The 23,040-nt window shown below is 72.0% G+C and carries 15 protein-coding genes; 10 read left to right on the top strand and 5 right to left on the bottom strand.

Annotated elements, in window-relative coordinates:
• Positions 1-73: 73 nt before the first annotated feature.
• The 3 genes from K7B10_RS08695 to K7B10_RS08685 all read left to right on the top strand — a co-directional run bounded on the left by K7B10_RS08695 (position 74) and on the right by K7B10_RS08685 (position 3,176).
• Complete coding sequence (locus tag K7B10_RS08695) at positions 74-739, top strand: DUF4142 domain-containing protein (RefSeq protein WP_229335432.1); 666 nt, start codon at positions 74-76, stop codon at positions 737-739.
• 9 nt (positions 740-748) lie between these two features.
• Entirely contained in the window at positions 749-2,158 is a 1,410-nt protein-coding gene (locus K7B10_RS08690) for a DUF1996 domain-containing protein (protein ID WP_229335431.1), read from the top strand.
• Between the two features lie 154 nt (positions 2,159-2,312).
• A complete protein-coding gene (locus K7B10_RS08685; protein WP_229335430.1) occupies positions 2,313-3,176 on the top strand; it encodes an RNA polymerase sigma factor in 864 nt (287 codons plus the stop codon).
• Between the two features lie 188 nt (positions 3,177-3,364).
• Here the strand turns inward: K7B10_RS08685 and K7B10_RS08680 are convergent, their stop codons facing one another.
• The gene (locus K7B10_RS08680) at positions 3,365-4,594 is read right to left on the bottom strand and encodes a PucR family transcriptional regulator (RefSeq protein ID WP_229335429.1); all 1,230 of its coding nucleotides are present in this window, start codon (positions 4,592-4,594) and stop codon (positions 3,365-3,367) included.
• Positions 4,595-5,189: 595 nt separating this feature from the next.
• Here K7B10_RS08680 and K7B10_RS08675 point away from each other — a divergent pair.
• From K7B10_RS08675 to fusA, 5 genes are all read left to right on the top strand, one after another.
• A complete protein-coding gene (locus K7B10_RS08675; protein ID WP_229335428.1) occupies positions 5,190-6,179 on the top strand; it encodes a hypothetical protein in 990 nt (329 codons plus the stop codon).
• Positions 6,176-7,624, top strand: a complete 1,449-nt coding sequence (locus K7B10_RS08670) for an NADH-quinone oxidoreductase subunit NuoF family protein (RefSeq protein ID WP_229335427.1) — start codon at positions 6,176-6,178, stop codon at positions 7,622-7,624. Before K7B10_RS08675 ends, K7B10_RS08670 begins: the two co-directional genes overlap by 4 nt.
• Before the next feature lie 154 nt (positions 7,625-7,778).
• On the top strand, positions 7,779-8,807 hold the full coding sequence (locus K7B10_RS08665) for an SCO0930 family lipoprotein (RefSeq protein ID WP_229344857.1): 1,029 nt from the start codon (positions 7,779-7,781) through the stop codon (positions 8,805-8,807).
• 58 nt (positions 8,808-8,865) lie between these two features.
• A complete protein-coding gene (locus K7B10_RS08660) occupies positions 8,866-9,438 on the top strand; it encodes a hypothetical protein (protein ID WP_229335426.1) in 573 nt (190 codons plus the stop codon).
• Between the two features lie 386 nt (positions 9,439-9,824).
• Positions 9,825-11,924, top strand: a complete 2,100-nt coding sequence (fusA, locus tag K7B10_RS08655) for an elongation factor G (RefSeq protein ID WP_229335425.1) — start codon at positions 9,825-9,827, stop codon at positions 11,922-11,924.
• Between the two features lie 54 nt (positions 11,925-11,978).
• On the opposite strand, the gene K7B10_RS08650 is transcribed toward fusA, so the two are convergent.
• The 3 genes from K7B10_RS08650 to K7B10_RS08640 form a co-directional block, all read right to left on the bottom strand.
• A complete protein-coding gene (locus K7B10_RS08650) occupies positions 11,979-14,426 on the bottom strand; it encodes a SpoIIE family protein phosphatase (protein ID WP_229335424.1) in 2,448 nt (815 codons plus the stop codon).
• 122 nt (positions 14,427-14,548) lie between these two features.
• On the bottom strand, positions 14,549-15,694 hold the full coding sequence (locus K7B10_RS08645; protein WP_229335423.1) for an ABC transporter substrate-binding protein: 1,146 nt from the start codon (positions 15,692-15,694) through the stop codon (positions 14,549-14,551).
• 121 nt (positions 15,695-15,815) lie between these two features.
• On the bottom strand, positions 15,816-18,524 hold the full coding sequence (locus tag K7B10_RS08640) for a SpoIIE family protein phosphatase (RefSeq protein ID WP_229335421.1): 2,709 nt from the start codon (positions 18,522-18,524) through the stop codon (positions 15,816-15,818).
• A gap of 496 nt (positions 18,525-19,020) precedes the next feature.
• On the opposite strand from K7B10_RS08640, the gene K7B10_RS08635 reads away from it, so the two are divergent.
• Positions 19,021-20,262, top strand: a complete 1,242-nt coding sequence (locus tag K7B10_RS08635; protein WP_229335419.1) for a PP2C family protein-serine/threonine phosphatase — start codon at positions 19,021-19,023, stop codon at positions 20,260-20,262.
• A gap of 799 nt (positions 20,263-21,061) precedes the next feature.
• Complete coding sequence (locus K7B10_RS40770; protein ID WP_267501354.1) at positions 21,062-21,184, top strand: hypothetical protein; 123 nt, start codon at positions 21,062-21,064, stop codon at positions 21,182-21,184.
• A gap of 5 nt (positions 21,185-21,189) precedes the next feature.
• Here the strand turns inward: K7B10_RS40770 and K7B10_RS08630 are convergent, their stop codons facing one another.
• Entirely contained in the window at positions 21,190-22,878 is a 1,689-nt protein-coding gene (locus K7B10_RS08630; protein WP_229335417.1) for an SWIM zinc finger family protein, read from the bottom strand.
• Positions 22,879-23,040 lie beyond the last annotated feature (162 nt).

The following is a 23,040-nucleotide window of genomic DNA, read 5'->3' as shown; positions in this document are numbered from 1 at the left end:
GCAGCAAGGAGGCGCAGTGCTGTCTTTCCGTCGGTCGGCCGTCGGTGGCATGTCGGTGGCATCGAGACACGTGATGGCAACCGGCGTCGTCATCGGCGCCCTGGCCTTCACCCTGATCGCGTTGCTGATCCCCGTGCAGAAGTTCGGCGGCAGGAACGCCGCGGCCGCCACGGCTCCGGCGGCCGAGGACGACGGCGCCGGTATCCAGAGCACGGCCTTCGGGCCGCTCACCCCCCAGGACCGGGACTTCGTCCGCAAGGTGCGGCTCGCCGGCCTGTGGGAGCTGCCCGCAGGGCGGCAGGCCATGCAGCGCAGCACACGGCCCGCGATCCGCACCGCGGGGGAGCACCTCGTCGACGGCCACACCGAACTGGACCGCAGGGTCATGGAGGTGAGCCAGGCCCTCGGCATGGAGATCCCCAACCAGCCCAGCGCGCAGCAGCAGGGCTGGCTCGACCAGATGGACCGGGCCCAAGGCCCCCAGTACGAGCAGCTGTTCATCCAGCTGCTGCGCAGGGCCCACGGCAAGGTGTTCGCACTCGTGGCCCAGATCCGGGCGCAGACCCGCAATTCGATGGTCCGGGCCCTCGCCACGGACGCCAACAGCACGGTCCTGGACCACATCACGGTCCTCGAGGCCAGTGGGCTCGTCGACTTCGACGGCCTCGCGGACGCCCCGTCGGGCACCCCCTCCGCACCCGCCCCCGCCTCCTCCCCCAATTCCCGACCGACGAAGTGAAGTGATCGCATGAGTCAAAAGGGCCACAAACGCCGTCTGCGGCCGAAGCACAAGATCCTCGCCGCGATGTCCGCCCTGGTCCTGGGCGGCGGCGGGGTCGTGCTCGTCTCGCAGGGCGCCTTCGCGGGACAGAACTCCCGCAGCGCGCCCGTGACCGCCACCATCGACTGCCCGGACGTGGGCGACAAGCTCGACAACGTCCCCGACCAGGCCCGCAAGGAGGTGGACGCGAACCTCGCGCAGCTCGACACCCAGGTCGCGGACGCCTACAAGCAGCTCTCCTCCGGTCAGGCCAAGAGCAAGACACTGCTCGGCGGACTGAAGCAGCAGCGCGACAAGACCATCACCAACCTGTCCGACACGCTCGGGAAGGCGGGCCAGAAGCCCGCCGGACTGCAAGGGCTCAGCGGATGCGTGATGAAGGAGGCGGCGGCCGCCGACCCGGCGGACGAGCCGGCCGCCGACAACGGCGCCCAGGACGCCGCGAAGCAGGGCGCACCGCAGCAACAGCAGGCACAGCAACAGCAGCAGGCCAAGGGCGGCCCGGCCCGCAGTGACTTCGTCAGCATCGGCACCGTGAAGCCCAACGTGCGCAAGCCCGCGGCCGGCGGCGGCGCCTCCACCGGATCGTTCGCCGTGCAGTGCGGGCGCAACGAGAACGGACACTTCAACCCCGACAACGTCATCGTCGCGCCCGGTGTGAGCAACGGCGCCCACCACATGCACGACTACGTCGGCAACAAGACCACCGACGCCTTCTCCACCAACAACAGCCTCGCCCAGTCCGGGACCACCTGCACCAACGGCGACCAGTCGACGTACTACTGGCCCGTGCTGCGACTGCGCGACGGCAAGGCGGAGAAGGACGCGAAGGCGCCCGGCGGCGGCCAGGACGCCAACATCGGCACGATCCTGAAGCCGAAGCAGGTGACCATCGAGTTCAAGGGCAGCCCGGTGAGCAAGGTGACGGCGATGCCCCGCTTCATGCGGATCATCACCGGCGACGCCAAGGCCCTCACCAACGGCAACGCGAACGCCAACGCGTCGTGGAGCTGCACCGGCTTCGAGAACCGCCAGCTGAAGGACAAGTACCCGGTGTGCCCCAAGGGCAGTGACGTCGTACGGACGTTCAACTTCCAGAGCTGCTGGGACGGAAAGAACATCGACAGCGCCAACCACCGCACCCACGTGGCCTTCGCCGACAACAACGGCAACTGCAAGAAGGGTTTCAAGGCCATCCCGCAGCTGGTCCAGCGGATCGTCTACAGCGTGCCGCCCGGTTCCCGGTTCGCCGTGGACAGCTTCCCGGAGCAGCTCCACAAGCCGGTGACCGACCACGGGGACTTCATCAACGTCATGTCGAACGGCCTGATGTCTGGCGCGGTGCGCTGCATCAACGACGGGCGCGCCTGCCGCTGAGAACCCTCGGGACGGCGCCCCCCTCCCACCTCCCCCGCGTCGCCCCGAGAGCGGTGCCGGCCCGAAGCCCCCTTCGGGCCGGCACCGCACAGGCGTTTGTGCCCCCGCCCGAAGGGGCCCGGGTCCGGGCCCTGAGACCCATACGAGGAGTGCCATGTCCGGCTCTCGTCACACCACCCCTCCCGAACCCCGTTCCGCGCCCCGCCCGGAACCGCGTCGGGAACCGCGTCCGGAACCCGACCCCGGTCCCGAGCCCTCGGACGGGGACCTCATCCGGCGGCTCAGAGCGGCCTACGCCGCCGGCGACGGCGATCCGGCCGCCTGCGAGCGCCTGTACCGGCGGCACCGTGCCGCCGCTTTCGCATGTGCGCGCCGCTGCTCCAGGGCCCCGCAGGACGCCGAGGACCTCGTCTCGGAGGCGTTCATCCGCACCCTCCAGGCCGTCCGCTCCGGGGCCGGGCCCCGGGAGGTCTGGCGTCCGTACCTCCTGTCTGTGGTCCGCCGCACGGCGGTCGAGTGGCGGGAGTGCGCCGGCCGGACGGTCCTGACGCCCGACGTCGAGGCCTGGTGCCGGCCCGGTCCCGACGGGGACGACCCGCAGCGCCGGCTGCTGGCCAGCGAGGACCGCCGGCTCGTCGCCCGCTCCTTCCAGGGCCTGCCCGAACGCTGGAGGGCCGTCCTCTGGCACACCCTCGTCGAGGACGACTGCCCGCACCCCGTGCCCCTGCTGCTCGGCATCACCCCGAGCGCGGTGACCTCGCTGGCCTTCCGGGCCCGCGAGGGGCTGCGCGAGGCGTACCTGCGGGCGCACCTGGACACGGCCGCCGACGCCCGGTGCCGCCACTACGGCAGCCTGCTCGGGGCGGTGATCCGGCGCCGCGGCACCACGCCGCGCGGCCGGGGTCTCGCCCGGCACCTGGCGGCCTGCCGGTCCTGTTCCCGTGCGTACGCCGAACTGCTCGACCTCAATGCCGCGCTGCGGGCCGGGGCGGCGTCCGCGGCCCTCGTGGGCCGGTAGGCCTGTGGACCCGTAGGGCTTCGGATCTGCAGGTCCGTGGATCTGCCGGCCGGTGGACCCGTGGCACACGGCGGCCCCGGTCCCTCTGCTCCGCGGGGGCGGGGAGGGGACCGGGGCCGAATCCGTGTGTACGGGGGAGGGTCGGGGGGGAGGGTTCGGGGGGTTCGGGGGCCGGGGGGCCCGGGGGGTTACAGGCCGTTGACGCGGGCCATGCGCCCGACGCCGCCCAGCGGCCGGAAGTCGGTGGTGGCGACGCGCACCTTGCGGCCGATCCGCGAGTTCTGGCGGCGCACCTGGGCCATCAGGCGGCGGCTGCGCAGGGCCATTTCGAGCTCGAACCGGGTCCGCGGATCGCGCAGGCCGGGTCCGAAGAGCTTTTCCAGCTGCCGCATGCGGTAGCGCACGGTCTGGGGGTGCACGCTCAGCGCCTTCGCGGCCTCGGGGGCGCCGCCGCCCTCCAGCCAGGCCAGCAGGGTCACTTCGAGTCGCTCGCTCTGGCGCGGGGTCAGGCTGGCCAGCGGCCGCAGCCAGCGTGCGGCCAGCGCGTGCGCCAAGGGCTCGTCCTGGAGCAGCAGGAGGGTGGAGAGGTGGTCGTCCACGAAGAGGGCCCGCGCCTCCGGTCCGGGGCGGTTGGGGGTGAGGGACAGCAGCCGAAGGGCCCACCGCAGGGAGGAAGCGGTGTCGCGGGGGGCGACGGGGTGGCCGACGGCGGCGAACCGGCCGCGCAGCAGGGCCTCCAGCGAGGCCCGGGTCTCCGGGTCCGGGCTCGGGACCAGCAGGCAGGGCTGCCCGCCGACCATGCCCGCGAGTCCGTCGTCCAGGACGGCCGCCAGCTGCTGGGTTTCGCCCGGTGTGGCGAGGGCGATGGCGCGTATCTCCGCCGGGAGCGGCCAGTCGGCCGCGGCGGCCAGCTCGGAGAGGGCGATTTCAGCCATGGGCATGTCACTAGTGAGGGCGGAAAACAGCTCGCGCCTGGCCCGTTCGGTGCGGGTGCCGAGCCCCTCGCGGGGGACGACCGTCAGGGGGGACAACTGCCCTCGCTGGCGGGGGACCCGGATGCCGGCCGGCGGGCCGCGGTGTTCCTCATCCTCTTCCTCCTCCTCTTCTCCCTGGTCCGGGAGGTCGTGCTCGGCGGCATAGTCCTCCTCTTCCTCGTCCTCGTCGGGGTGGGCGTGTTCCGCGGCCTTGTTCTTTTGCTGCGGCGCGGGTTCGCGGTACCCGAGGGCGGTGAGCAGGGCCACTTCGAGCCGCTGTCTGACCACCTCCTCGTCGAGCTCGTCGACGAGGGCGGAGAACCCGGGGAGCTCCTCCCTCAGCTCCTCCACCATCCCCGCGGTGATCGCGGGGAGTTCCCTTCGCAGGACCCGGGTCCATTCGCCTCGGGGACGGGCCCAGATGCGGTTCAGAAGTTCGCACATTGTTACCTCGTTCATGCCGGGGTACGGCCTGCCCCGTGGGAGGGTGACAAGCCTGTCGAGGCCGCCTTCCTCCCCCCTCTGCGCCAGTGCGGACGGGGGAGTCGAGCACCTCGTACACCCTCCAGGAGAGTGCCATCCACTTGCAGTCCCGCGGCTTTGCCTGAGCTTTGCCGACGGGGAGGTGTGATGGCGGACAAGGCGTAACTCTTGTTGCCACCGCACCGTTGGAAGGGAATCTTCCGGGGCTGTCCGGTGTGACGATGCCACGCGCGCCAGAACTTGTCACGATTAGATAAATACTGTGGAGGCGTTGCGAAGGTCCACGATGCTTCTGCACTCCGGCCCCCGCTCCCGGCCGGTGGGGCCTCATCTCCCGCCCGCCGCGGAGCAGTTCCGTCGACTACCCCGGGCGCCGAGTGCGCGGTCGAGTGCCTCGGGCCTGGGCGTATGGGAGAACTACATGCCCCTGTCCCCAGCCCGTACGCCCCGCTCACACCGGGCCCGCCGCACCAGACGCCATGCCGGCGTGGCCGCTGCGGCGGCCGCAGGCCGGCGTGCCGTACGGAGGCCGCCCCTGCTGTCCCCCGCCGGAGGCGTGCGTCCCGCCACACTGATCGTCGGCGCCCTCACGGGCCTGCTCGCCCTGTCCGTGGCGGCCCGGGCGGGCGCCCTGAGCCATCTCTGGGACTTCCTCGACTTCGGGGCGGGCGTCCTCGCGCTCGTCTCGCTCACCTCCGCCGTCCTGTGGGGCCTCGCGGCCACCGACCGTACGGTCCTCACCTCCGGGCACCGGCTCGTCGCCCAGGCGGCGCACCGCGGCCTCGCCGTCGCGGGGCTGGGCTTCCTGCTCCTCCACATCTGGGTCAAGGTCGCCGAGGCGCAGACGGGGGTCGCCTCCGCCCTCCTGCCGTTCACGGACCAGGACCAGCCGTTCCTCATCGGCCTCGGCACCCTCGCCGGATACATATTCGTCTCCACGGCGGTTTCCGGCGCGGTCCGCAGTGCCTTCGCCACCAAGGGCCGCTCCCTGTGGTGGCGGGCCCTGCACTTCGGCGCGTACCCGGCGTGGGGCGCGGCCCTGGTGCACGGGCTCAAGGCCGGCCGCCCCGCCAGCGGCTGGGTGACCGTGTCGTACGCGCTCTGCCTCGCCGGGGTCGCCGGCGTGCTCGCCGTACGGCTCCGGGCCAGGCTGCGCGCCGCCCCGGTCCGCCCGGTGGCCGCATCGGCGGCGACCCCCCAAGGCGCGCCGCCCCGGCCCAGGAAGCCCCCGCAGCGGTTCGTGCGTCAGCCCGCGGAATGGGCGGCCGAACGGCTGACGGCCCGGCTGGCCCGGCAGTCGGACCGGCGTTCCGTCGCACAGCAGCCGGATCCGGCCACCGCGCCGGTGGGGAGCGCCTTCGTGCCCTCGCCCCGGCAGGCCCTGGAGCCCACGACCGAGATCCTCCCGCCGTACGGGACGACGCCGTACGCGCCGTCGTACGGCGCCGACGCGTACGACACGGTGGTCATCCCGAGCGGAATCGGGGCCGGTCCGGGGACGGACCGGTCCGGTGGGTCGTTCGACGGGATGCGGGGACGTCAGTGACCTCGATCGTCGATCCCGCCCTCGGGTGCGTCGGCCAGCCCAGGCTGCTGGCCGGCCTCGATGTGCTGCCGCGACTGGACCGCGCCAATCACCTGGTGGTGCACGGTCCGCTGCCGCAGTACACCTCGGGCGATCTCGTGGAGCTCGCCGAGGGCATCGACCTGCGGGGCCGCGGGGGAGCGGGTTTTCCGTTCGCCCGCAAGCTCAAAGCGGTCATCCGGTCCGCCCGGACCAAGGAGGGGCGGACCGCCGTCGTGGTGAACGGCACCGAGGGGGAGCCGAGCTGCCTCAAGGACGCCGCGATGCTGCTGCACTCCCCGCACCTGGTGCTCGACGGAGCCCTGTTGGCAGCCGACGCGATCGGCGCCGAGGAGGTTGCCATCGGGGTGACCCGGGACGACGTGGAGCAGTCCCTGCGGGCCGCCGTCGCCGAGCGCGGCGTGGCCGGCAACCGCCTGCGCGTCGGCCGGCTTCCCGAGCGCTTCGTCTCGGGAGAGGGCACCTCCCTCGTGAACGGCCTCAACGGGGGGGCCGCCGTCCCCAACGGGCAGAAGGTCCGCACCAGTGAGCGGGGTCTGAGCGGACTGCCGACCCTGCTGTCCAACACCGAGACGTACGCCCAGCTCGCCGTCGCGGCCAGGATCGGGGTGCCGGGCTTCCGCTCGGTCGGCCTGGAGTCCGAGCCGGGCACCGTCATGCTGACGATCAGCGGTTCGACGGTCGTCGAGGCGCCGCTCGGGACGTCCCTCGCGTACGTCCTGGAGCTGTGCGGCTCCTCCCCGGGCCAGGGCGTCCTGGTCGGCGGGTACCACGGCAAATGGCTGACGCCGGCGGCGGCGCGTACCGCCCTGCTCTCCCGGGAGTCGCTGTCCTCGCTCAAGGCCACGCTGGGTGCGGGTGCGGTCCTGCCGCTGCCCGAGGACACCTGCCCGGCCGGCGAAGTGGCCCGCGTGATGCGCTGGATGGCGGACGAGACCGCCGGCCAGTGCGGCCCGTGCGTCAGAGGCCTGCCCTCGCTCGCCGATGCCGTGGAGGCCCTGGTGGCCGGTGGAGGCCGGCCCGCCCTGGAGGCGGTCGAGGCGCGGATGCGGGGAGTGCTGCGACGCGGTGCGTGCAGCCATCCCGACGGCACCTCGGCCTTCATGGCCTCCGCGCTCGCCGTCTTCCCCGACGAGATGCGCGACCACGCCCTGGGCAGCGGCTGCGGACGCCGTGTGCTGGGGGCGCTGCCCCTGCCCGAGGACGAGAACCCCGAACGGCTCGTCGTTGACTGGACGTTGTGCAAGGGGCACGGGCTCTGCGTGGACGTGCTGCCCGACGTGGTGCGGCTGGACCGGGACGGATATCCGGCCGAGGCCGTCATGTCGGTGCCCGGAAGGCTGCGGCCGATGGCGCTCCGCGCGGTGCGGCGCTGCCCCGCGCTCGCCCTGCGCATTCAGGAATGAGCCGGCGGTAAACGGCTGCCGGTGAAGGGAGTTCAAGGGTTAGCGCGATCTGATAAATTCCCGCTCATTCGAATTCGGTGAACCCGCCAGGCCTTATGAATAAGGCAGTAGACGAACCCCCCGGGTTCAACCCGAAGGAGTGATCGTGAACAAGATGCGTCGTATCTCAACGGTCGGATCGGTGGCCGCGGTTCTGCTGCTGGCGGCAGGATGCGGAAGCAGCGACAACGGAGCCGCGCGCAACGCGAATTCCGTACAGCCGGCGGGTGCCGGCAAGGCCCTCGGAGGCGCATACGACACGGGCTACGGAGCGGGCGGCTACGGGGCGGGCGCCGCCGGCTCCGGGTCGGGCTCGGACGTCGGATCGGGCTCCGGCAAGGCCGGTTCGGCCGGCCAGCTGTCCGTACGGGAGATCGCGAGCGTGGGCAGCGTGGTCACCGACAGCGCCGGGATGGCCCTCTACCGCTTCGACAAGGACACGCCCCAGCCCCCGAAGTCCAACTGCGACGGGGACTGCGCCACGACCTGGCCCGCGGTCCCGGCGGACGACGCCTCCGCCGCCGCGGGCATCGACGCCGCCCTCCTCGGCTCGGTGGACCGCACCGACGGCAGCAAGCAGCTGACCCTGGGCGGCTGGCCCGTGTACCGCTACGCGAAGGACACGAAGGCCGGCGAGGCGAAGGGCGAGGGGGTCGGTGGCACCTGGCACGCACTGGCACCGGACGGCAAGAAGGCGGTCGACAAGAAACAGAAGGCGGGCGGCGACGGCGGAGCGGGAATGGAAATGGGGGCGGGAACGGGAGGAATGGAGATGAAGACGGGCGCGGAGCTTTCCGTGGCCGACAACGAGAAACTCGGCAAGATTCTGGTGGACGGGCAGTGGCGCACGCTCTACCGATTCGACAAGGACAGTGCGTGGCCGATGAAGTTCGGCTGCCTCGGGGCCTGCCTGGATACGTGGAAGCCCGCCGCGGCGATCGACAAGGCGAAGGCCGAGGGAATTTCCGGCAAGCTGGTCGGATCGGTGAAGCGGCCCGACGGCAGCGAGCAGCTGACGATCGACTGCTGGCCGGTCTACACGTTCACCGGGGACACCCAGCCGGGCCAGGCGAACGGGCACAACAAGCAGGGGCTCTGGTTCGCGGTCACGGCCGAGGGCAAGAAGGTCCCGCCGACGGCGTAGCGCGCCTGCCGCCCCCTCCGATCCAGCCCGGCCCCGACCCCATGTGAGGCAGTCAGCCATGCCCCGTTCACCCCGTACCGCCGCTTCCGCCGCCGCTGTCGCGCTGCTCGCGACGCTGCTGTGCGGCGGCTGCGCCGCCCGGGTGGCGGCCGGTCCGCAGGCTCCGACCGACCTGAGCTCGTCCGCCGCCCCGGCCCCGGCCACCGCCCGTCCCGCCCCGCTCCAGACGATCGCCGACGCCCTCGGCTGTACGCCCGAGACGACGGTCGACGCGGAGGAACTCCGGGAAGGGGCGTGCGGATCGGGCCAGGAGGGCTTCCGGATGGCCACCTTCACCAGCGAGCAGGGCCGGCAGACCTGGCTGACCGAGGCCCAGATGTACGGCGGCACGTACCTCGTCGGCCCCACCTGGGTCATCACGGCGGCCTCCGCCGAGGCGCTGGCCGGCGCCCACACCCGCCTCGGCGGCACGATCCAGACGGTCTCCGGCCACGGCTCCTCCGCCCACGACCCGTCTCACGACCCTTCCTCCGACCCCTCGTCCGATCCCTCGCAGCACCCCGCACACGACGCCTCTCCCGGCACCTCCCACGCCGGCGGGCACGACTCCCCGAGTCCCGCCGCGTCCTGAGGGGGCGTCCGGCCCGGCCCGCGCAGAAAATGCGGTGCCGGGCCGCTGTCGTGTCCCTACACTCGCTCCCATGCCGCCACGGGACGTGGTGCGCACTTCGTCGACGAGAGGGGAGCCGGGCCGTGTGTCACCGCATCGCCGTCTTCGCTCCCCGGTCCCGGTACGACGTGATCCTGGTGTCTCCGTCTTCCCGATGACGGCTGCGCGGCCGCCATCGGATGTCCGCGACGACTGACACGACCCCCGCCCCGGTGCGTCCCCGCACGCCCGGGCAGGCACGGCTACGCACCGGGGCTCCTTCGTGTTCCTCCGTGCTGCCCCGCACGTCCTTCGTCCGCCGGAAATCGCGCCGCCCTTTTCACGAACTTCCGGAAAGACCTCGGGCCATGCGCACCCACCTGAACACCTCGACCACCGTCCGCAATCTCGGCATCCTCGCGCACGTCGACGCCGGCAAGACCACCGTCACCGAGCGCATCCTCTATGCCACCGGGACCACCCACAAACGCGGCGAGGTCCACGACGGCACGACCGTCACCGACTACGACCCCCAGGAGCGCGACCGTGGCATCACCATCTTCGCCGCCGCCGTCAGCTGTACGTGGGACGGCCACCACGTCAACCTGATCGACACACCGGGACACGTCGACTTCTCCGACGAAGTGGAGCGCTCCCTGCGCGTACTCGACGGAGCGGTCGCGGTGTTCGACGCCGTCGCGGGCGTCGAACCGCAGAGCGAGTCCGTATGGCGGCAGGCGGACCGCCACGGCGTACCGCGCCTCGTGTTCGTCAACAAGATGGACCGCGTCGGCGCCGACCTCGACCGGGCGGTCGCGTCCGTGCAGGAGCGGCTCCACGTCGCCGCGCTGGTCGTGCAGCTGCCCATCGGGCAGGAGGACGGATTCCGCGGCGCCGTGGACCTCGTACAGATGCGGGCGCTGGTCTGGGGCGACGAGCCGGACTCGTTCGCGGCGGGCCCCGTGCCCGATGCCCTCTACGAGGAGGCCCGCGGCCGCCGGCGGATGCTGGAGGAGCGGGTGGCGGAACTCCACCCGGCCGCCCTGGAGGAGTACTGCGCCACCTCGGAACTCTCCGCCGCCACGCTGACCGCCGCGCTGCGCGACCTGACGCGGAGCGGCGAAGGCGTCGTCGTGCTCTGCGGGTCGGCCTACCGCAACCGCGGTGTCGAGCCGCTGCTGGACGCCGTCGTGTCGTACCTGCCCTCGCCGGTGGACATGCCGCCGGTACGGGGAACCCGCGGCGCGGCGGTGGAGGAACGGGCCGCCGATCCGGCGGCGCCCTTCGCCGCGCTCGCCTTCAAGGTGAACGCGACGGCGACCGGACGGATGACCTGCCTGCGGGTCTATTCGGGAACGATGAGGAAGGGGGACACCGTGCTGGACGCGGGCACCGGCCGGACCGAGCGGATCGGACGGATCCTGCGCGTGCAGGCCGACCGCCACGCCGAGGTGGACGAGGCCGTGGCCGGGGACATCGTCGCCGTGGTCGGGCTCAAGGGCACCCGCGCCGGGTCCACGCTGTGCTCCCCGCAGGCGCCGCTCGTCCTGGAACCGCCGAAGTCCGCCGCCCCCGTGGTGTCCGTGGCGGTCGAGGCGGTCGGCAGCGCCGACACGGGCCGACTGTCCGCGGCGCTGGCCAGACTGGTCGAGGAGGACCCGTCGCTGGTGGTGCGGACGGATCCCGAGACGGGCCAGACGGTCCTGTCGGGGATGGGCGAGCTGCACCTGGAGGTCGCGGTGGAGAAGATCCGCCGCGGCCACGGGCTGCGGATCGACGTGGGCCGTCCGCGGGTGGCGTACCGGGAGACCGTCGTGCGCGGGGTGTCGGGTCTGGTGTACCGGCACGTCAAGCAGGAGGGCGGCGCGGGCCAGTTCGCCCATGTGGTCCTCGACGTCGAGCCCCTGGAGGGCCCGACGGACGGCGTCGGCGGCACGGGAGGCGCCGGCGGCGACTGCGCGTTCGAGTTCCGGTCGACCGTCGTCGGCGGGCGGGTGCCGCAGGAGTACGCCCGCGCCGTGGAGGCGGGCTGCAGGGACGCGCTCGCCGAGGGCCCCCTCGGCGGTCATCCGGTGACCGGCCTGCGCGTCACGCTGACCGACGGGGCCACGCACTCCAAGGACTCCTCGGAGATGGCCTTCCGGGCGGCGGGCAGGTTCGCGCTGCGCGAGGCCCTGCGCGCCGCCGGGATGGAGGTGCTGGAACCGGTGGCCGAGGTCGTGGTGACCGTCCCCGACGAAGCCGTCGGCGGGGTGCTGGGCGATCTGGCGGCCCGGCGCGGACGGGTCTCGGGCTCGGCCGCGCGGGCCGGGACCACGGCGGTCACCGCCACCGTGCCGCTGGCCGAGCTGTTCGGCTACGCGTCCCGGCTGCGCAGCCGCACCCAGGGCCGGGGCACGTTCACCACCCGGCCCGCGGGCCACGCCCCCGTCCCGGCGGCGGCGTACCGGCAGGCGTCGGCCGGCTAGGGGGCGTCTTGTCGATCGGGCCGGGCCGCCGCTTCCCGCCGCGCGGCGCGGCGCTCAACCCTTCCTGGGGGAGGCTCCGGCCTCCTCCAGGAACCCTTCGGGGAAGGGCTGTTCGGCCCAGATGGTCTTGCCGCGGGCGTGGTAGCGGGTGCCCCACAGCTGGGCCAGCTGCGCCACCATGAACAGCCCGCGCCCTCCCTCGTCGGTCTCCTCCGCGCGCCGTACGTGCGGGGAGGTGCTGCTGCCGTCCGAGACCTCGCAGATCAGCTCGCGGTCGCGGATCATCCGCAGCTGGATCGGGTCGCTGCCGTAGCGGATGGCGTTGGTGACCAGTTCGCTGACCACCAGCTCCGTGGTGAACTCCAGCGCCTCCAGGCCCCACAGGGCCAGCTGCCGCGTCGCCAGCGTCCGGGCGCGCGCCACGATCTCCGGCTCGGCCGGAAGGTCCCACGTGACGTGGTGCTCGGACGGCAGCTCGTGCAGGCGGACCATCAGCACGGCCACGTCGTTCTGCGGCAGCACCGGGAGCAGCCGGCCGATCACCGCGTCGCAGGCCTGGTCGAGCCCGTTCGGCGGGGCGAGGGCGATGCCCGACAGCGCCTCTGGCAGGCGTTCGAGGCCGAGGTCCACGTCCCGGTCGGGAGCCGCGACCAGGCCGTGGCTGTACAGCACCAGCACGTCCCCGTCGTTCAGCCCCATCTCGGCGCTCTCGAACGGCGAACCGCCGTGGCCGAGCGGCGGTCCGCCCGGCAGGGCCACGATGGCGGGCTCCCCGCCCACCGGGGCGAGGACGGGCGGCGGATGGCCCGCGCACGCCACCGCCAGCTGCCGGGTGATCGGGTCGAAGACGGCGTACGCGCAGGTCGTCCCGGCCGCACCGCCGCGACGGGGGCCGCCGGCCTCCTCGTCGCCGTGCTCGTCCACGAACCGGTGGATCTGGTCGTCCATGTAGGAGAGCAGCTCGTCGGGGGAGAGGTCGAGGTCCGCGAGGGTCCGTACGGCGGTCCGCAGCCGGCCCATGGTCACCGCGGCGTTCAGGCCGTGCCCCTGCGCGTCGCCCACCACCAGCGCGACCCGTGCGCCCGACAGCGGGATCACGTCGTACCAGGCGCCGCCCAGCTCCGCCTGGCCGTGCGCCGGCAGGTAACGGGACACCGCCTCCAACGCGCCGAGTGCGGGCAGCCGTTGGGGCAGCAGGCTGCGGCGCAGGGCCAGGGCCGCCGTGCGCTCGCGCGTGTAGCGGCTCGCGTTGTCGATGCAGACGGCCGCGCGCGCCGAGATCTCCTCGGCCAGCAGGACGTCGTCCGGCTCGAACCCGTGGGCGCGGGCGTGCCGTACGAAGACGGCGGCGCCGAGCACCGCCCCGCGGGCCGACATCGGCACGAGCAGCCAGGAGTGGACCCCGTACGCGCGGACCCGCGCCGCCTGCCCGGGATCGACCGGCGCGAGCTCCGCGATCAGCTCCTCGCCCGTCAGCAGCAGTGGTTCGCCGCCGGCCATGGCCCGGGTGAACAGGGAGCCGGGCCCGGTGGTGAAGGGGTCGGGATCCCCCGTCGCGACCGCCGCCTTCACCGGCATCCCGGGTGCGGAGGAAGTCGCCGCGCGCAGCAGGGTCATGCTCTCGCCCACCGTGCCGACGAGCGGCTCCTCGCCGCCGAAGACCAGGGCCGGCAGGTCGACGTAGGCGTGGTCGGCGAACTCCGGTACCGCCACGTCGACGAGCTCCTGCGCGGTGCGCAGCACGTCCAGCGTGGTGCCGATGCGCGTGCTCGCGTCGTTGACCAGCGCCAACCGCTCGCGCGCCCGGGCCCGTTCGGTCACGTCGGCCACGGTGTGCGCGAGGGCGATCAGCTCGCCGGAGCTGGAACGCAGCGGGAGGATGGTCTCGGACCAGACGTGCTGCCGGTCGGGGTCGCCGCGCAGCAGGCCCCGTACCTCGGTCTGGACCAGTGCCTCACCGGTCTGCAGGACATGGCGCTGCCGTGCTTCGAGGGCCGCCATGTCCAGCAGGTCGGGCGGCGCCACCTCGGACATCGTGCGCCCGACGAACTCCTCGTTCTCGAAGCCGGCGCCGCGCCGCAGGGCGTCGTTCTGGGCGATGAACCGCAGCTGCGTGTCGAAGACGTCGATGAGGAAAGGGGACTCGGTGAACAGCCCCCTGATCAGGGCCTCGCTGAGCTCGCGCCGCTGCGTGGCGTCGGTGTCGGTCGCCTGGATCAGCCACTGCCGCTCCCCGGTCGTGGACGTCATGGGCCGCGCGTGGAGCGCCACCTCGACCTCACGCCCGCTCCGGTGCCGCAGCACCGCGTGCCCGAGTTCGGAGCGCGTGAGCAGCAGATCGGCCCCGCGCAGCCCGTGGACCTCCCGGGCGGTGTACCCGAGCAGCCGCTCGGCCCCCTGCCCCCATCCGATGACCACCCCGCGCGCGTCCAGCAGGGCGTACGTCTCGTCGCCCGGTTCCGCAACCACGCCGGAGGCATCGTGGAACACCGGGTCGTGCATCACTGCGCCCCACTTCCCGATCCGCGGAACGACTCCCTGCGTACGCTCTGCGTACTGCTTCCGAGTATCGCTCTGCGTCACCACTTGTGCAGCCCGGGTCGAGTCCCGCCGGAGGCCCGCCCTCAGCCCGAGACGGCCTTGGCCCATCCGCGGTTGACGGTCTCTCTCGCCTTCTCCGTCTGCGCCTCGGTCGGAAACGTCGGCGTGCCCTCGACCGTCGGCAGTTTGTCCGCGGCGGCCTTGTCGAGCGTGCCGTCCTTCTTCATCGCCTCCATGAGGACGGGGCGTGCGTAGGCGCCGAGCCGGAGGTTCTGGCCCTCCGGGCTGAAGACGTACTCCTGCCACAGACGTGCCGCCGCCGGGTGCGGGGCGTCCTTGTTCACCCCGTTCGCGTAGTACTCGGCGAAGCCGCCGTCGAAGGGGATGGCGGTCCGCCAGTCGACGTCCGCGCCCTTCTCGCGGAATTCGTCGGCGTATCCGAGGTTGAGGAAGTCCCAGTCGATGCTGATCGGGGTCTGGCCCTTCTCGATCGTCGCCGGAGTGGATTCGACCGGGATGAAGTTTCCGTTCTTGCTGAGCTCGGCGAAGAAGTCGATACCGGGCTGGATGTCGTCGAAGGAACCCCCGTTCGCCAGGGCCGCCGCATACACTCCGGCGAAGGCGGAGCCGGACTTGGTGGGGTCGCCGTTGAGCGCGACCCGGCCCTTGTACTCGGGCTTGCGCAGGTCGGCGAAGGTCGCCGGGCAGGTCTTGACGCGCTTGGCGTCACAGCCGATCGAGACGTAGCCCCCGTAGTTGTTGTACCAGCGGGCCCGCGGGTCCTTCTGTTCATCGGGGATCTGGTCGTACGCGGCGACCTTGTACGGCGCGAGCAGGCCCTGCCGGGCCGCGGACTGCGCGAACGAGCCCCCCACGTCGATCACGTCGGGGGCGCGGCCGCCGCCCCTGTGCTCCTTCAGGGCGTTGACCTCGTCCTGGCTGGTGCCCTCCGGGTTCTCCGTCGTGACCTTGATCCCGTACTTGTGCTCGAAGCCGTCGATCAACGCACCGTAGCTGGCCCAGTCCCTCGGGAGCGCGATCGCGTTGAGCGAGCCCTCCTTCTTGGCCGCTGCGGTCAATGCCGCCATGCCGCCGGCGTCCGCCGCGGAGGTGGCCACCGCGGGTGCTCTCGGCGAGGCGGGAGGCTCGTCGCCGCAGCCACCGAGGGGCGCCGCCGCGAGGGCCAGGCAGGCGGCGACGGAGACTGTCCGGACACGAGGTGCGGGCACGAAGGCTCCATAACGGGCGGTCGCGTACTGATCGAGGCCAGCGTACGTTCGCCGGCCCCGGCGGCGCAGTCCCGGACGGTGGTGTCCGCAGTCTTCCCTTCGACTGCCGTACCGCCCGTTCTCAGGCCCCCTCGTCGTCCCACCCGGCCAGGAGGGCCTCGCCCAGATCCACCCCGGGAGGGGCGGCCCCGCCGTGGAGGGCCTGCTCACTCCAGATGATCTTGCCGCGGGCGGTGTAGCGGGTGCCCCAGCGCTCGGCGAACTGCGCGACGAGGAACAGGCCGCGGCCGCCCTCGTCGGTGGCCTCGGCCCGGCGCAGGTGGGGGGAGGTGCTGGACCCGTCGGAGACCTCGCAGACCAGGCTGCGGTCGTACAGCAGCCTCACCCGGATGGGCTCGGTGCCGTAGCGGATGGCGTTGGTGATCAGCTCGCTGAGTATGAGTTCCGTGGTGAAGGCGATGTCGTCCAGGCCCCAGTCCGACAGCCGGCGGGCGCAGGAGTTGCGCACCGGGGACACGGCCGCCGGGTCGGGGGGCACGTCCCACTCGGCGATCCGCGCGGGATCCAGTCGGCGAGTGCGGGCCACCAGCAGTGCGACGTCGTCGCTGGGCCTGGCGGGCAGCATCGCGTTGATCACCTCGGTGCAGGTTTCCTCGGGGGTGCGGGCGGGCCCCGCCAGGGCGGCGCGCAGCGCTGCGAGGCCCGCGTCCGGATCGCGGTCGCGGCTCTCGATCAGCCCGTCGGTGAAGAGTGCCAGCCGGGAGCCTTCGGGCAGTGTGACCGTCATGGTTTCCATGGGCAGGCCCGCGCCCAGGCCCAGCGGCGGGGAGACCGGCACCTCGGGGAAGGACACGGTCCCGTCGGGACTGACCAGGGCGGGGCCCGGATGCCCGGCGGTGGCTGCGGTCACCTGCCCCGAGACGGGATCGTAGATGGCGCACAGGCAGGTGGCTCCGGTGATCCCCTGCCATTCCTGTTCGTCGGTGTCGATGTGGGCGACCAGCTCGTCCAGGTGGCTCAGGAGTTCGTCCGGGGGCAGGTCGAGGGTGGAGAAGTTGTACACGGCGGTGCGCAGCCGGCCCATGGTGGCGGCGGCGTGCAGACCGTGGCCGACGACGTCGCCGACGACCAAGGCCACCCGGGCGCCGGGCAGCGGGATGACGTCGAACCAGTCCCCGCCCACCCCGGCCTGGGCGGCCAGATAGCGGTGCGCGACCTCGACGGCGGAATGCTCCGGTACGCCCCGGGGCAGCAGGCTGCGCTGCAGGGCGACGGCCATGGTGTGCTCGCGGGTGTAGCGGCGGGCGTTGTCGACGGACAGTGCCGCCCTGGCGGTCAGCTCCTCGGCGAAGGACACGTCCTCCTCGTCGAACGGCGGGGAGTCCTTCCCCCTCCAGTAGCCGGCCATCCCCAGTACCACGCCCCTTGCCCGCAGGGGCACGACGATCAGGGAGTGGATGCCCCGGTCCAGGATCTGCAGGGCGTTGACCTGGTCCTGGGACCGCCAGCGGTGGGTGGCGCGCAGGTCCGCCTCCAGGACCGCATGGCCGCCGGCCAGCCCGGCGGCCATGGGACCGGTGGGAGCGAACCGGATCAGCTCGCCGACGGGGGAGAGCGGGTGGTCGCCCTGAAGGCCGGCGACGGCGGTGCGGCGCATCTCGGTGCTCGCTTCGGGTGGCTCCTCGCCGCGCAGCACCGGGTCCAGCAGGTCGACGGTGACCATGTCGGCGAACCGCGGGACCGCCACCTCCGCCAGCTCCTCCGCGGTGCGCTCCACGTTCAGCGTCGTTCCGACCTGCACCCCCGCGTCGTAGAGCAGCTTCAGCCGCTCGCGGGCCACCTCGGCCCTGCCGGTGAGTGCCCGCAGCTCGGTGGTGTCCCGCAGTGTGACGACGGTGCCCGCCTGCCCGTAGGGCGCGGTGGGCCGGATGTTCACCGCCAGCAGCCGGTCGGCCGACATGTGCAGCTCGTCGGTCGCGGAACGGCCCGATGCGATCGGCTCGGCGATCGCCTCCTCCAGACCCAGGTCCGTGACGGGGCGCCCTTCCGCGTCCATGGGCAGGTCCAGCAGCCGGCGCGCCTCGTCGTTGGCGAGCAGCAGCCGTCCGTCGCCGCCGACGATCAGTACGCCCTCCCGCACCGCGTGCAGGACCGCGTCGTGGTGTTCGTACATCCTCGTCATCTCGGCCGGGCCCAGGCCATGGGTCCGGCGCAGCAGCCGACGGCTCACCAGGGCCGTCCCGCCCGCGGACAGGGCGAGCACCGCGGCAGCGCTGCCGAGGACGACCGGCAGCTGCCGGTTCACCATGGTCTGGACGTTCTGGATGGTGACCGGGGAGGAGACGATGGCGATGACGGTTCCGTGGGAGTCCTTGACGGGCACCACGGAGACCACGGACCGCCCCAGGGACCCTTCGAACGTCTCGGTGAAGGACTTGCCGGCCGCAGCCCCGGCGAAGGGGCCGACGACGCGTTTCCCGATCTGCTGCGGGTCGCTGTGGGCGACGGTGATCCCGTCGAGCGTGTACACGTTGATGCCGTCGACCCCGGCGATGTCACTGGCCGCCCGGGCGCTCGGCTGCAGCACGGCGCTCGGATGGGGGCTGCGCAGGGCCGCGACGATTCCCGGAGACTCCGCGAACGTTCCGGCGGCGGCGAGTGTACGGTGCCGGGCGTCCAGCATGGCGTCGCCCCGGGCCTGCACCACGAGGGCCACCACCGCGGCGGCCACGAGGAGCACCACGACGGCCAGCTGCAGGAGGAACACCTCCCCGGCCACGCTGCGCACGCTCAGCAAGGAGGACAGACGCTGCGGCCGCGCCGTTGCCATCGGGGGCCGGGCGTGCTCCTGCCGGTGTCCTGAGCGGGGACGCCGAGGGGGAGGGGAAGAGCTCGTGGTAGAGCGGAGCAGCCAACGCCGGAAGGGTCCCAGGAGGTTGCTCATAGTCCATTCTCTAACCTCTGGGGGCCATCGGCAGCGGGGCCGAGCGGTGGCGATCCCGAGGCCGCTTCCTTCCCCGGGAGAGCGAGCCCGATGGGAATCACTCAGGGTGACCGTCGGTGTGAGCTCCGGTTGTCCTGGTCGGAGGCAGCTCGTATCCGAGTTCGCGTGGCTCCTGCGCCCCCGGAGACGTGTGCTGGTGCGGGGAGCGGCGGCTCTCGGTGGACGCCGTGGTGGTCGGCGCGGCGGGTTGGCGAGCTGCTGCTTGCCGGCGAGAGCGGCGTTGCGGCGGTGGCCCGGGGTCGGCCACCGTGCATGATGTGCGCGGTGCGCGTCACACCCAGTGAGTTTCCCGAGGCAGCGGTACGAAGGGGTGCAATCAGCGATGCCCGAGGGAGGGCGGAAGCCGACCACGTTCCGGGTGGACCGGTCCGAGGGGTTCGGTGAGCGGTTGCTGGGTGTGCTGCTGGACCGGGCGCACGAGATGCCGCCCCAGTTGATCGCCCCGCTCGTTGCGGAGGAGGTGGCCAGGGTCGGCGGCCGGGACCTCTCGATCCTCTTGCAGGACTACGAACAGATGCTGCTGGTGCCGCTGCCGGGCCGGCAGCTGGTGGTCGGCGACCCCGAACCGATCGAGGACTCCCCGGCCGGAGAGTCGTTCCTGAGCCGCAAAACGGTAGAGGTGGCGCAGGACGGCAGTGTGCGGATGTACCTGCCGCTGCTGGACGGCAGTGACCAGGTCGGGGTCATGTCCGTCACCCTGGACAGCGTCGATGACGACGACCGGCGGCTGCTGCGCAGACTCGCCGGTCTGGTCGCCGACATGATCGTCACCAAAGACGCCTACACCGATCTGTTCTTCCAGGCCCGCCGCCGCGCCCCGATGAGCGTGGCCGCCGAGATCCAGTGGTCGCTGCTGCCTCCGCTGTCGATGACGGTTCCGCAGGTCGAGGTGGCCGGAATCCTGGAGCCCGCGTACAAGGCGGCCGGAGACAGTTTCGACTACGCCCTCAACGGCGACATCCTGCACGTGGCCATGATCGACGCGATGGGCCACGGCCTGGACGCGGCGACCATGGCGACGGTGGCCATCGGCGCCTATCGCCACTCGAGACGGGCCGACACCGGTCTGTCCCAGGTGTACGCGTTCATGGACCGGGCCATCAACGAACAGTTCGGCCACGAACACTTCGTCACCGCGCAGATGATGCGTCTGAACATCGCCACGGGCCAGCTGCATTGGGTCAATGCTGGTCACCCGGCACCGCTGCTGATCCGTGACCGCGCCGTGGTGGACCGGCTGGAGAGCCCGACCACGTTGCCGGTCGGCTTCGGCGGCGAGCAGCCGGTAGTCAGTGAGCGGGTGCTGCAACCCGGGGACCGGTTGCTGTGTTTCACCGACGGCCTGATCGAGGAGCACCAAGCCGGCGGGGAGCAGTTCGGCGAGGAGCAACTCATCGAGTGGACCAACCGTGTCGTCAGTGACCACACCGGGGTGCGGTCGGTGGTGCGGGCTCTCTCCCACGCGCTGAAACAGGAGCGGGGCGGCATCACCAGCGACGACGCGACCATCTTCCTCATCGAGTGGCGCGGGGGCGACGCCGACCATCTCGCCACGCTTGACTGAGCCGATGGCCTCCCGCCCCACGCCGGAGACTTCGGCCGTGCGCTGATGGTGTTCAGCCCGCGGCCGGCGAGCCGCGGGCGAAGGCACCGGTCACCAGGAGTCCTGAAAGACCCGGGGAGCTGACCGGACATGCGAATCGTTGTAGTCTCCGGAGACCGCCCTTGACCTGCGGAAAGCGGGCAGGGAGCACATATTTCGGGAGTTGTTTCATGTTTCGGACAATGTTCAAGTCCTACATTTGACATCTGGACGTTTCCGCAGGTCAGCGGCGTGGTGGCGGGGCTCTGGTCAGCAAACGGTCAGCATCAGCCCCTGGGGCTGCTCACGGAAGCACAACCGCCGGCAGTCACGCATGTTGCTGGCTTAGGGTGCTTGTCGGCGCGTCGTGACGGCCTCTCTCACGTGGAGCCCGACCTCGTCGAGGCCGCACCCGCCCGTCCTCGCCAGCGACGCGGGTTCAGTCATCCACCGGATGACGAGGGTGCAGAGTAAGGCGGCGGCAGCTTCGTCTCCTTCGTTCAGGCGAAGCGATCGCCATCTCGGCAGAGTTCGATCTCAGGGTTCCTAGCGTCGGCAGGAGTGTTTCGCTGGGCGAGAGGACTCGAACGTGACCGACCCTGCCGTAGGTGTGCGCCCACCAGCTGTAGCGCGCCGGCTTCCCGGCCGGGCGAAGCGGCGCACACGCGCCTGCGCGGTCAGCCGCCGCCGGGCTTCCGCCGCCAGGTCCGGCCAGCGCTCGACGCTCACTGCGGTCTGCACAAGCCGCAACAGGGCGGTCTCCAGCACCCCCTCACAGCCGGTGAGGCCCAGCGCGGCGGCCGTCATCGCGACCAACGAGGGCTATGTGGTCACCTGCCCGCAGGGCAGCGGCACCGGGATGTCCTGGTACGCGGAGCGCACCTCGGCGGCGGGCAGCGGGTAGGTCACTCAGAGCCCGTGCTGGTCAAGAATGGCCATCAGCTTCCGCTTGCGTTTCTGGTCGGCGCGTAGGGCGGCCAGGTAGCTGGCGAACTCGGCTTCCGAACCCAGCAAGCGATGACAGGCGCGGGCGCTGAGCAGTAGCTCCGCAAGGCGTTCGTACGTACTGTCACCGGTCTGCCTGCGCAGCGGTTCGATCTGGCGCAGGTAGACGTTCAGCGCGTTGGCCGGTTGCCGGTCGCGGATCCGGTCGGCCAGGGCGAGCCATTGACCCTCGTCGGCGTAGCCGCCGGAGGCTGCCTGCCAGGCGGCCTGGAGGTCGTCGTCGTCCATGAGCGCGTCGACCAGCACGGAGCCGTTGTACCAGCGGCCCTTCTTGGGCTGGGCGACGGCCTTCAGTGCTTCCAAGGCGCCCGTGCGTTCGGCGCTCTCCCAGGTGCCGGCCGCACGCGCCGCCGTACGCAGGTGCTGATAGGCGGCCAGCGAGGGACGGGTGCGCAGCAGATCCTGGCGGACCCCGACCACGTCGGCCAGACGGCCGGCCTGCTCGTAGCGCTCACAGACGAAGTTGACCAGATCATCGTCGGGTCCCCATTCGGCGACGGTCTCCCGCAGGCCGCGTTCTGCCCACTCGAGGGCCTGGCCCGCGCGGCCCGCCGCCTCCAGCTCCCTGGCGATCACCAGGTGAGTTCGGCCGCTTGGGGCGAGGTCCGCCGCGTGTACCGCGATCAGTGCATCCACGTTGTCGCCGTCGGCCTTCAGGGCGTGCTCCATGAGGTATTTCTCCGCCCACCCCTTCGGGTTGGCCCGCCAGGCAGCCACGACCAGCGCGCGCGCCCGGGTCAGGCCCGGGTCACCGAGCACCTCTCGGTAGTCGAAGAGGTCGATGTCGGTGGTGTCGTTCGCCTCGTTCAGCAGATACGGCACCAGCCACTCGGCGGTCTCCACCGGGTCGGGCCGCGCTGTCTGGCAGGCTTCGAGATGGGCTTCGGCCAGCCTGGTGGCCACGTCCCCGACCAGCCCGTCCGAGTCGTCGATCTCGCCGTACGCGCGGCCCAGACTCTGGAGAGCCTCGCGGGCCACCTCCACCGCGTCCGCCGACCGGCCGCTCGCCGTCAGTGCTCGCAGTGCCGTGACCGCCTCTGCCGCCTGCCGGCCGTAAGCGTGGGCGTCGGCGTACTCGACGTAGCCGTAGCGGGCGAAGGGGCGGGTGTCGAGAAGGCTCAGAACGCGCTCGCGGACGACGCCGGTGTCCTCGCCAGCGGCGGCCGCGCGCAACTCCAGGCGGCGCCGCAGGTCACGGTCGTCGGCGAGCTGCTCCCGTACCAGGGCAAGCAGCTCCTCCTGGGTGCGGGACTCCAGCCAGCCGTCCAGCAGCCGGGTGCGTGAAGCGGCGGCCGACCGCTGCTGCGGTACGGATTCGGCCTGCCCCAGGACGGCCAGGCCGACCGCCACACAGTGCTTGCAGAAGTTGCCCTCCTGGCCGTACGGGCAGTCGCACCAGCCGGAGAGCCCGCTGTCCTCGTCCTCGGTCAGTTCCACCTGGTAGGTGTTGCTTCCGTCGACGATGGCGGTGATCGTTTCGTCTCCGATCTCCAGCCGTGAGATCGCGGACAAGTAGGCGAGCCCCCGCTCGTAGGAGCGCGCCCCCGCCAGTCGGCGCAGGTCGTTCTCGGCGAAACCCAGAGCATGTGTCACGGCATTCATTCAATCGGACGGAAGCCCTCGCCACCGCGCTGTGAGGAAGGTTCAAGTCCTTTCGCGGTCCAGGTCACGGGCGAGGCCCGAGCCCGCTTCCGGGAGCGCGGTCACCCACACGTTCACCTCGGGAGAGCCGGCCGTGAAGGCAAGGACTGCCGC

Origin of the sequence: Streptomyces flavotricini (assembly GCF_020639365.1) — a bacterium.
Classification (GTDB): Bacteria; Actinomycetota; Actinomycetes; order Streptomycetales; family Streptomycetaceae; genus Streptomyces; species Streptomyces flavotricini.
Note: the sequence above shows the minus strand (reverse complement) of the source record. Positions and strands in the feature narration are given on the sequence as shown.

What these genes read in the sequence shown, in the direction of transcription:
- K7B10_RS08695 (WP_229335432.1), top strand. Translation starts at nt 74, where the DNA reads ATGGCAACCGGCGTCGTCATCGGCGCCCTGGCCTTCACCCTGATCGCG.
- K7B10_RS08690 (WP_229335431.1), top strand. Translation starts at nt 749, where the DNA reads ATGAGTCAAAAGGGCCACAAACGCCGTCTGCGGCCGAAGCACAAGATC.
- K7B10_RS08685 (WP_229335430.1), top strand. Translation starts at nt 2,313, where the DNA reads ATGTCCGGCTCTCGTCACACCACCCCTCCCGAACCCCGTTCCGCGCCC.
- K7B10_RS08680 (WP_229335429.1), bottom strand. Translation starts at nt 4,594, where the DNA reads ATGTGCGAACTTCTGAACCGCATCTGGGCCCGTCCCCGAGGCGAATGG.
- K7B10_RS08665 (WP_229344857.1), top strand. Translation starts at nt 7,779, where the DNA reads ATGCGTCGTATCTCAACGGTCGGATCGGTGGCCGCGGTTCTGCTGCTG.
- K7B10_RS08660 (WP_229335426.1), top strand. Translation starts at nt 8,866, where the DNA reads ATGCCCCGTTCACCCCGTACCGCCGCTTCCGCCGCCGCTGTCGCGCTG.
- fusA (WP_229335425.1), top strand. Translation starts at nt 9,825, where the DNA reads ATGCGCACCCACCTGAACACCTCGACCACCGTCCGCAATCTCGGCATC.
- K7B10_RS08650 (WP_229335424.1), bottom strand. Translation starts at nt 14,426, where the DNA reads ATGCACGACCCGGTGTTCCACGATGCCTCCGGCGTGGTTGCGGAACCG.
- K7B10_RS08640 (WP_229335421.1), bottom strand. Translation starts at nt 18,524, where the DNA reads ATGGCAACGGCGCGGCCGCAGCGTCTGTCCTCCTTGCTGAGCGTGCGC.
- K7B10_RS08635 (WP_229335419.1), top strand. Translation starts at nt 19,021, where the DNA reads ATGCCCGAGGGAGGGCGGAAGCCGACCACGTTCCGGGTGGACCGGTCC.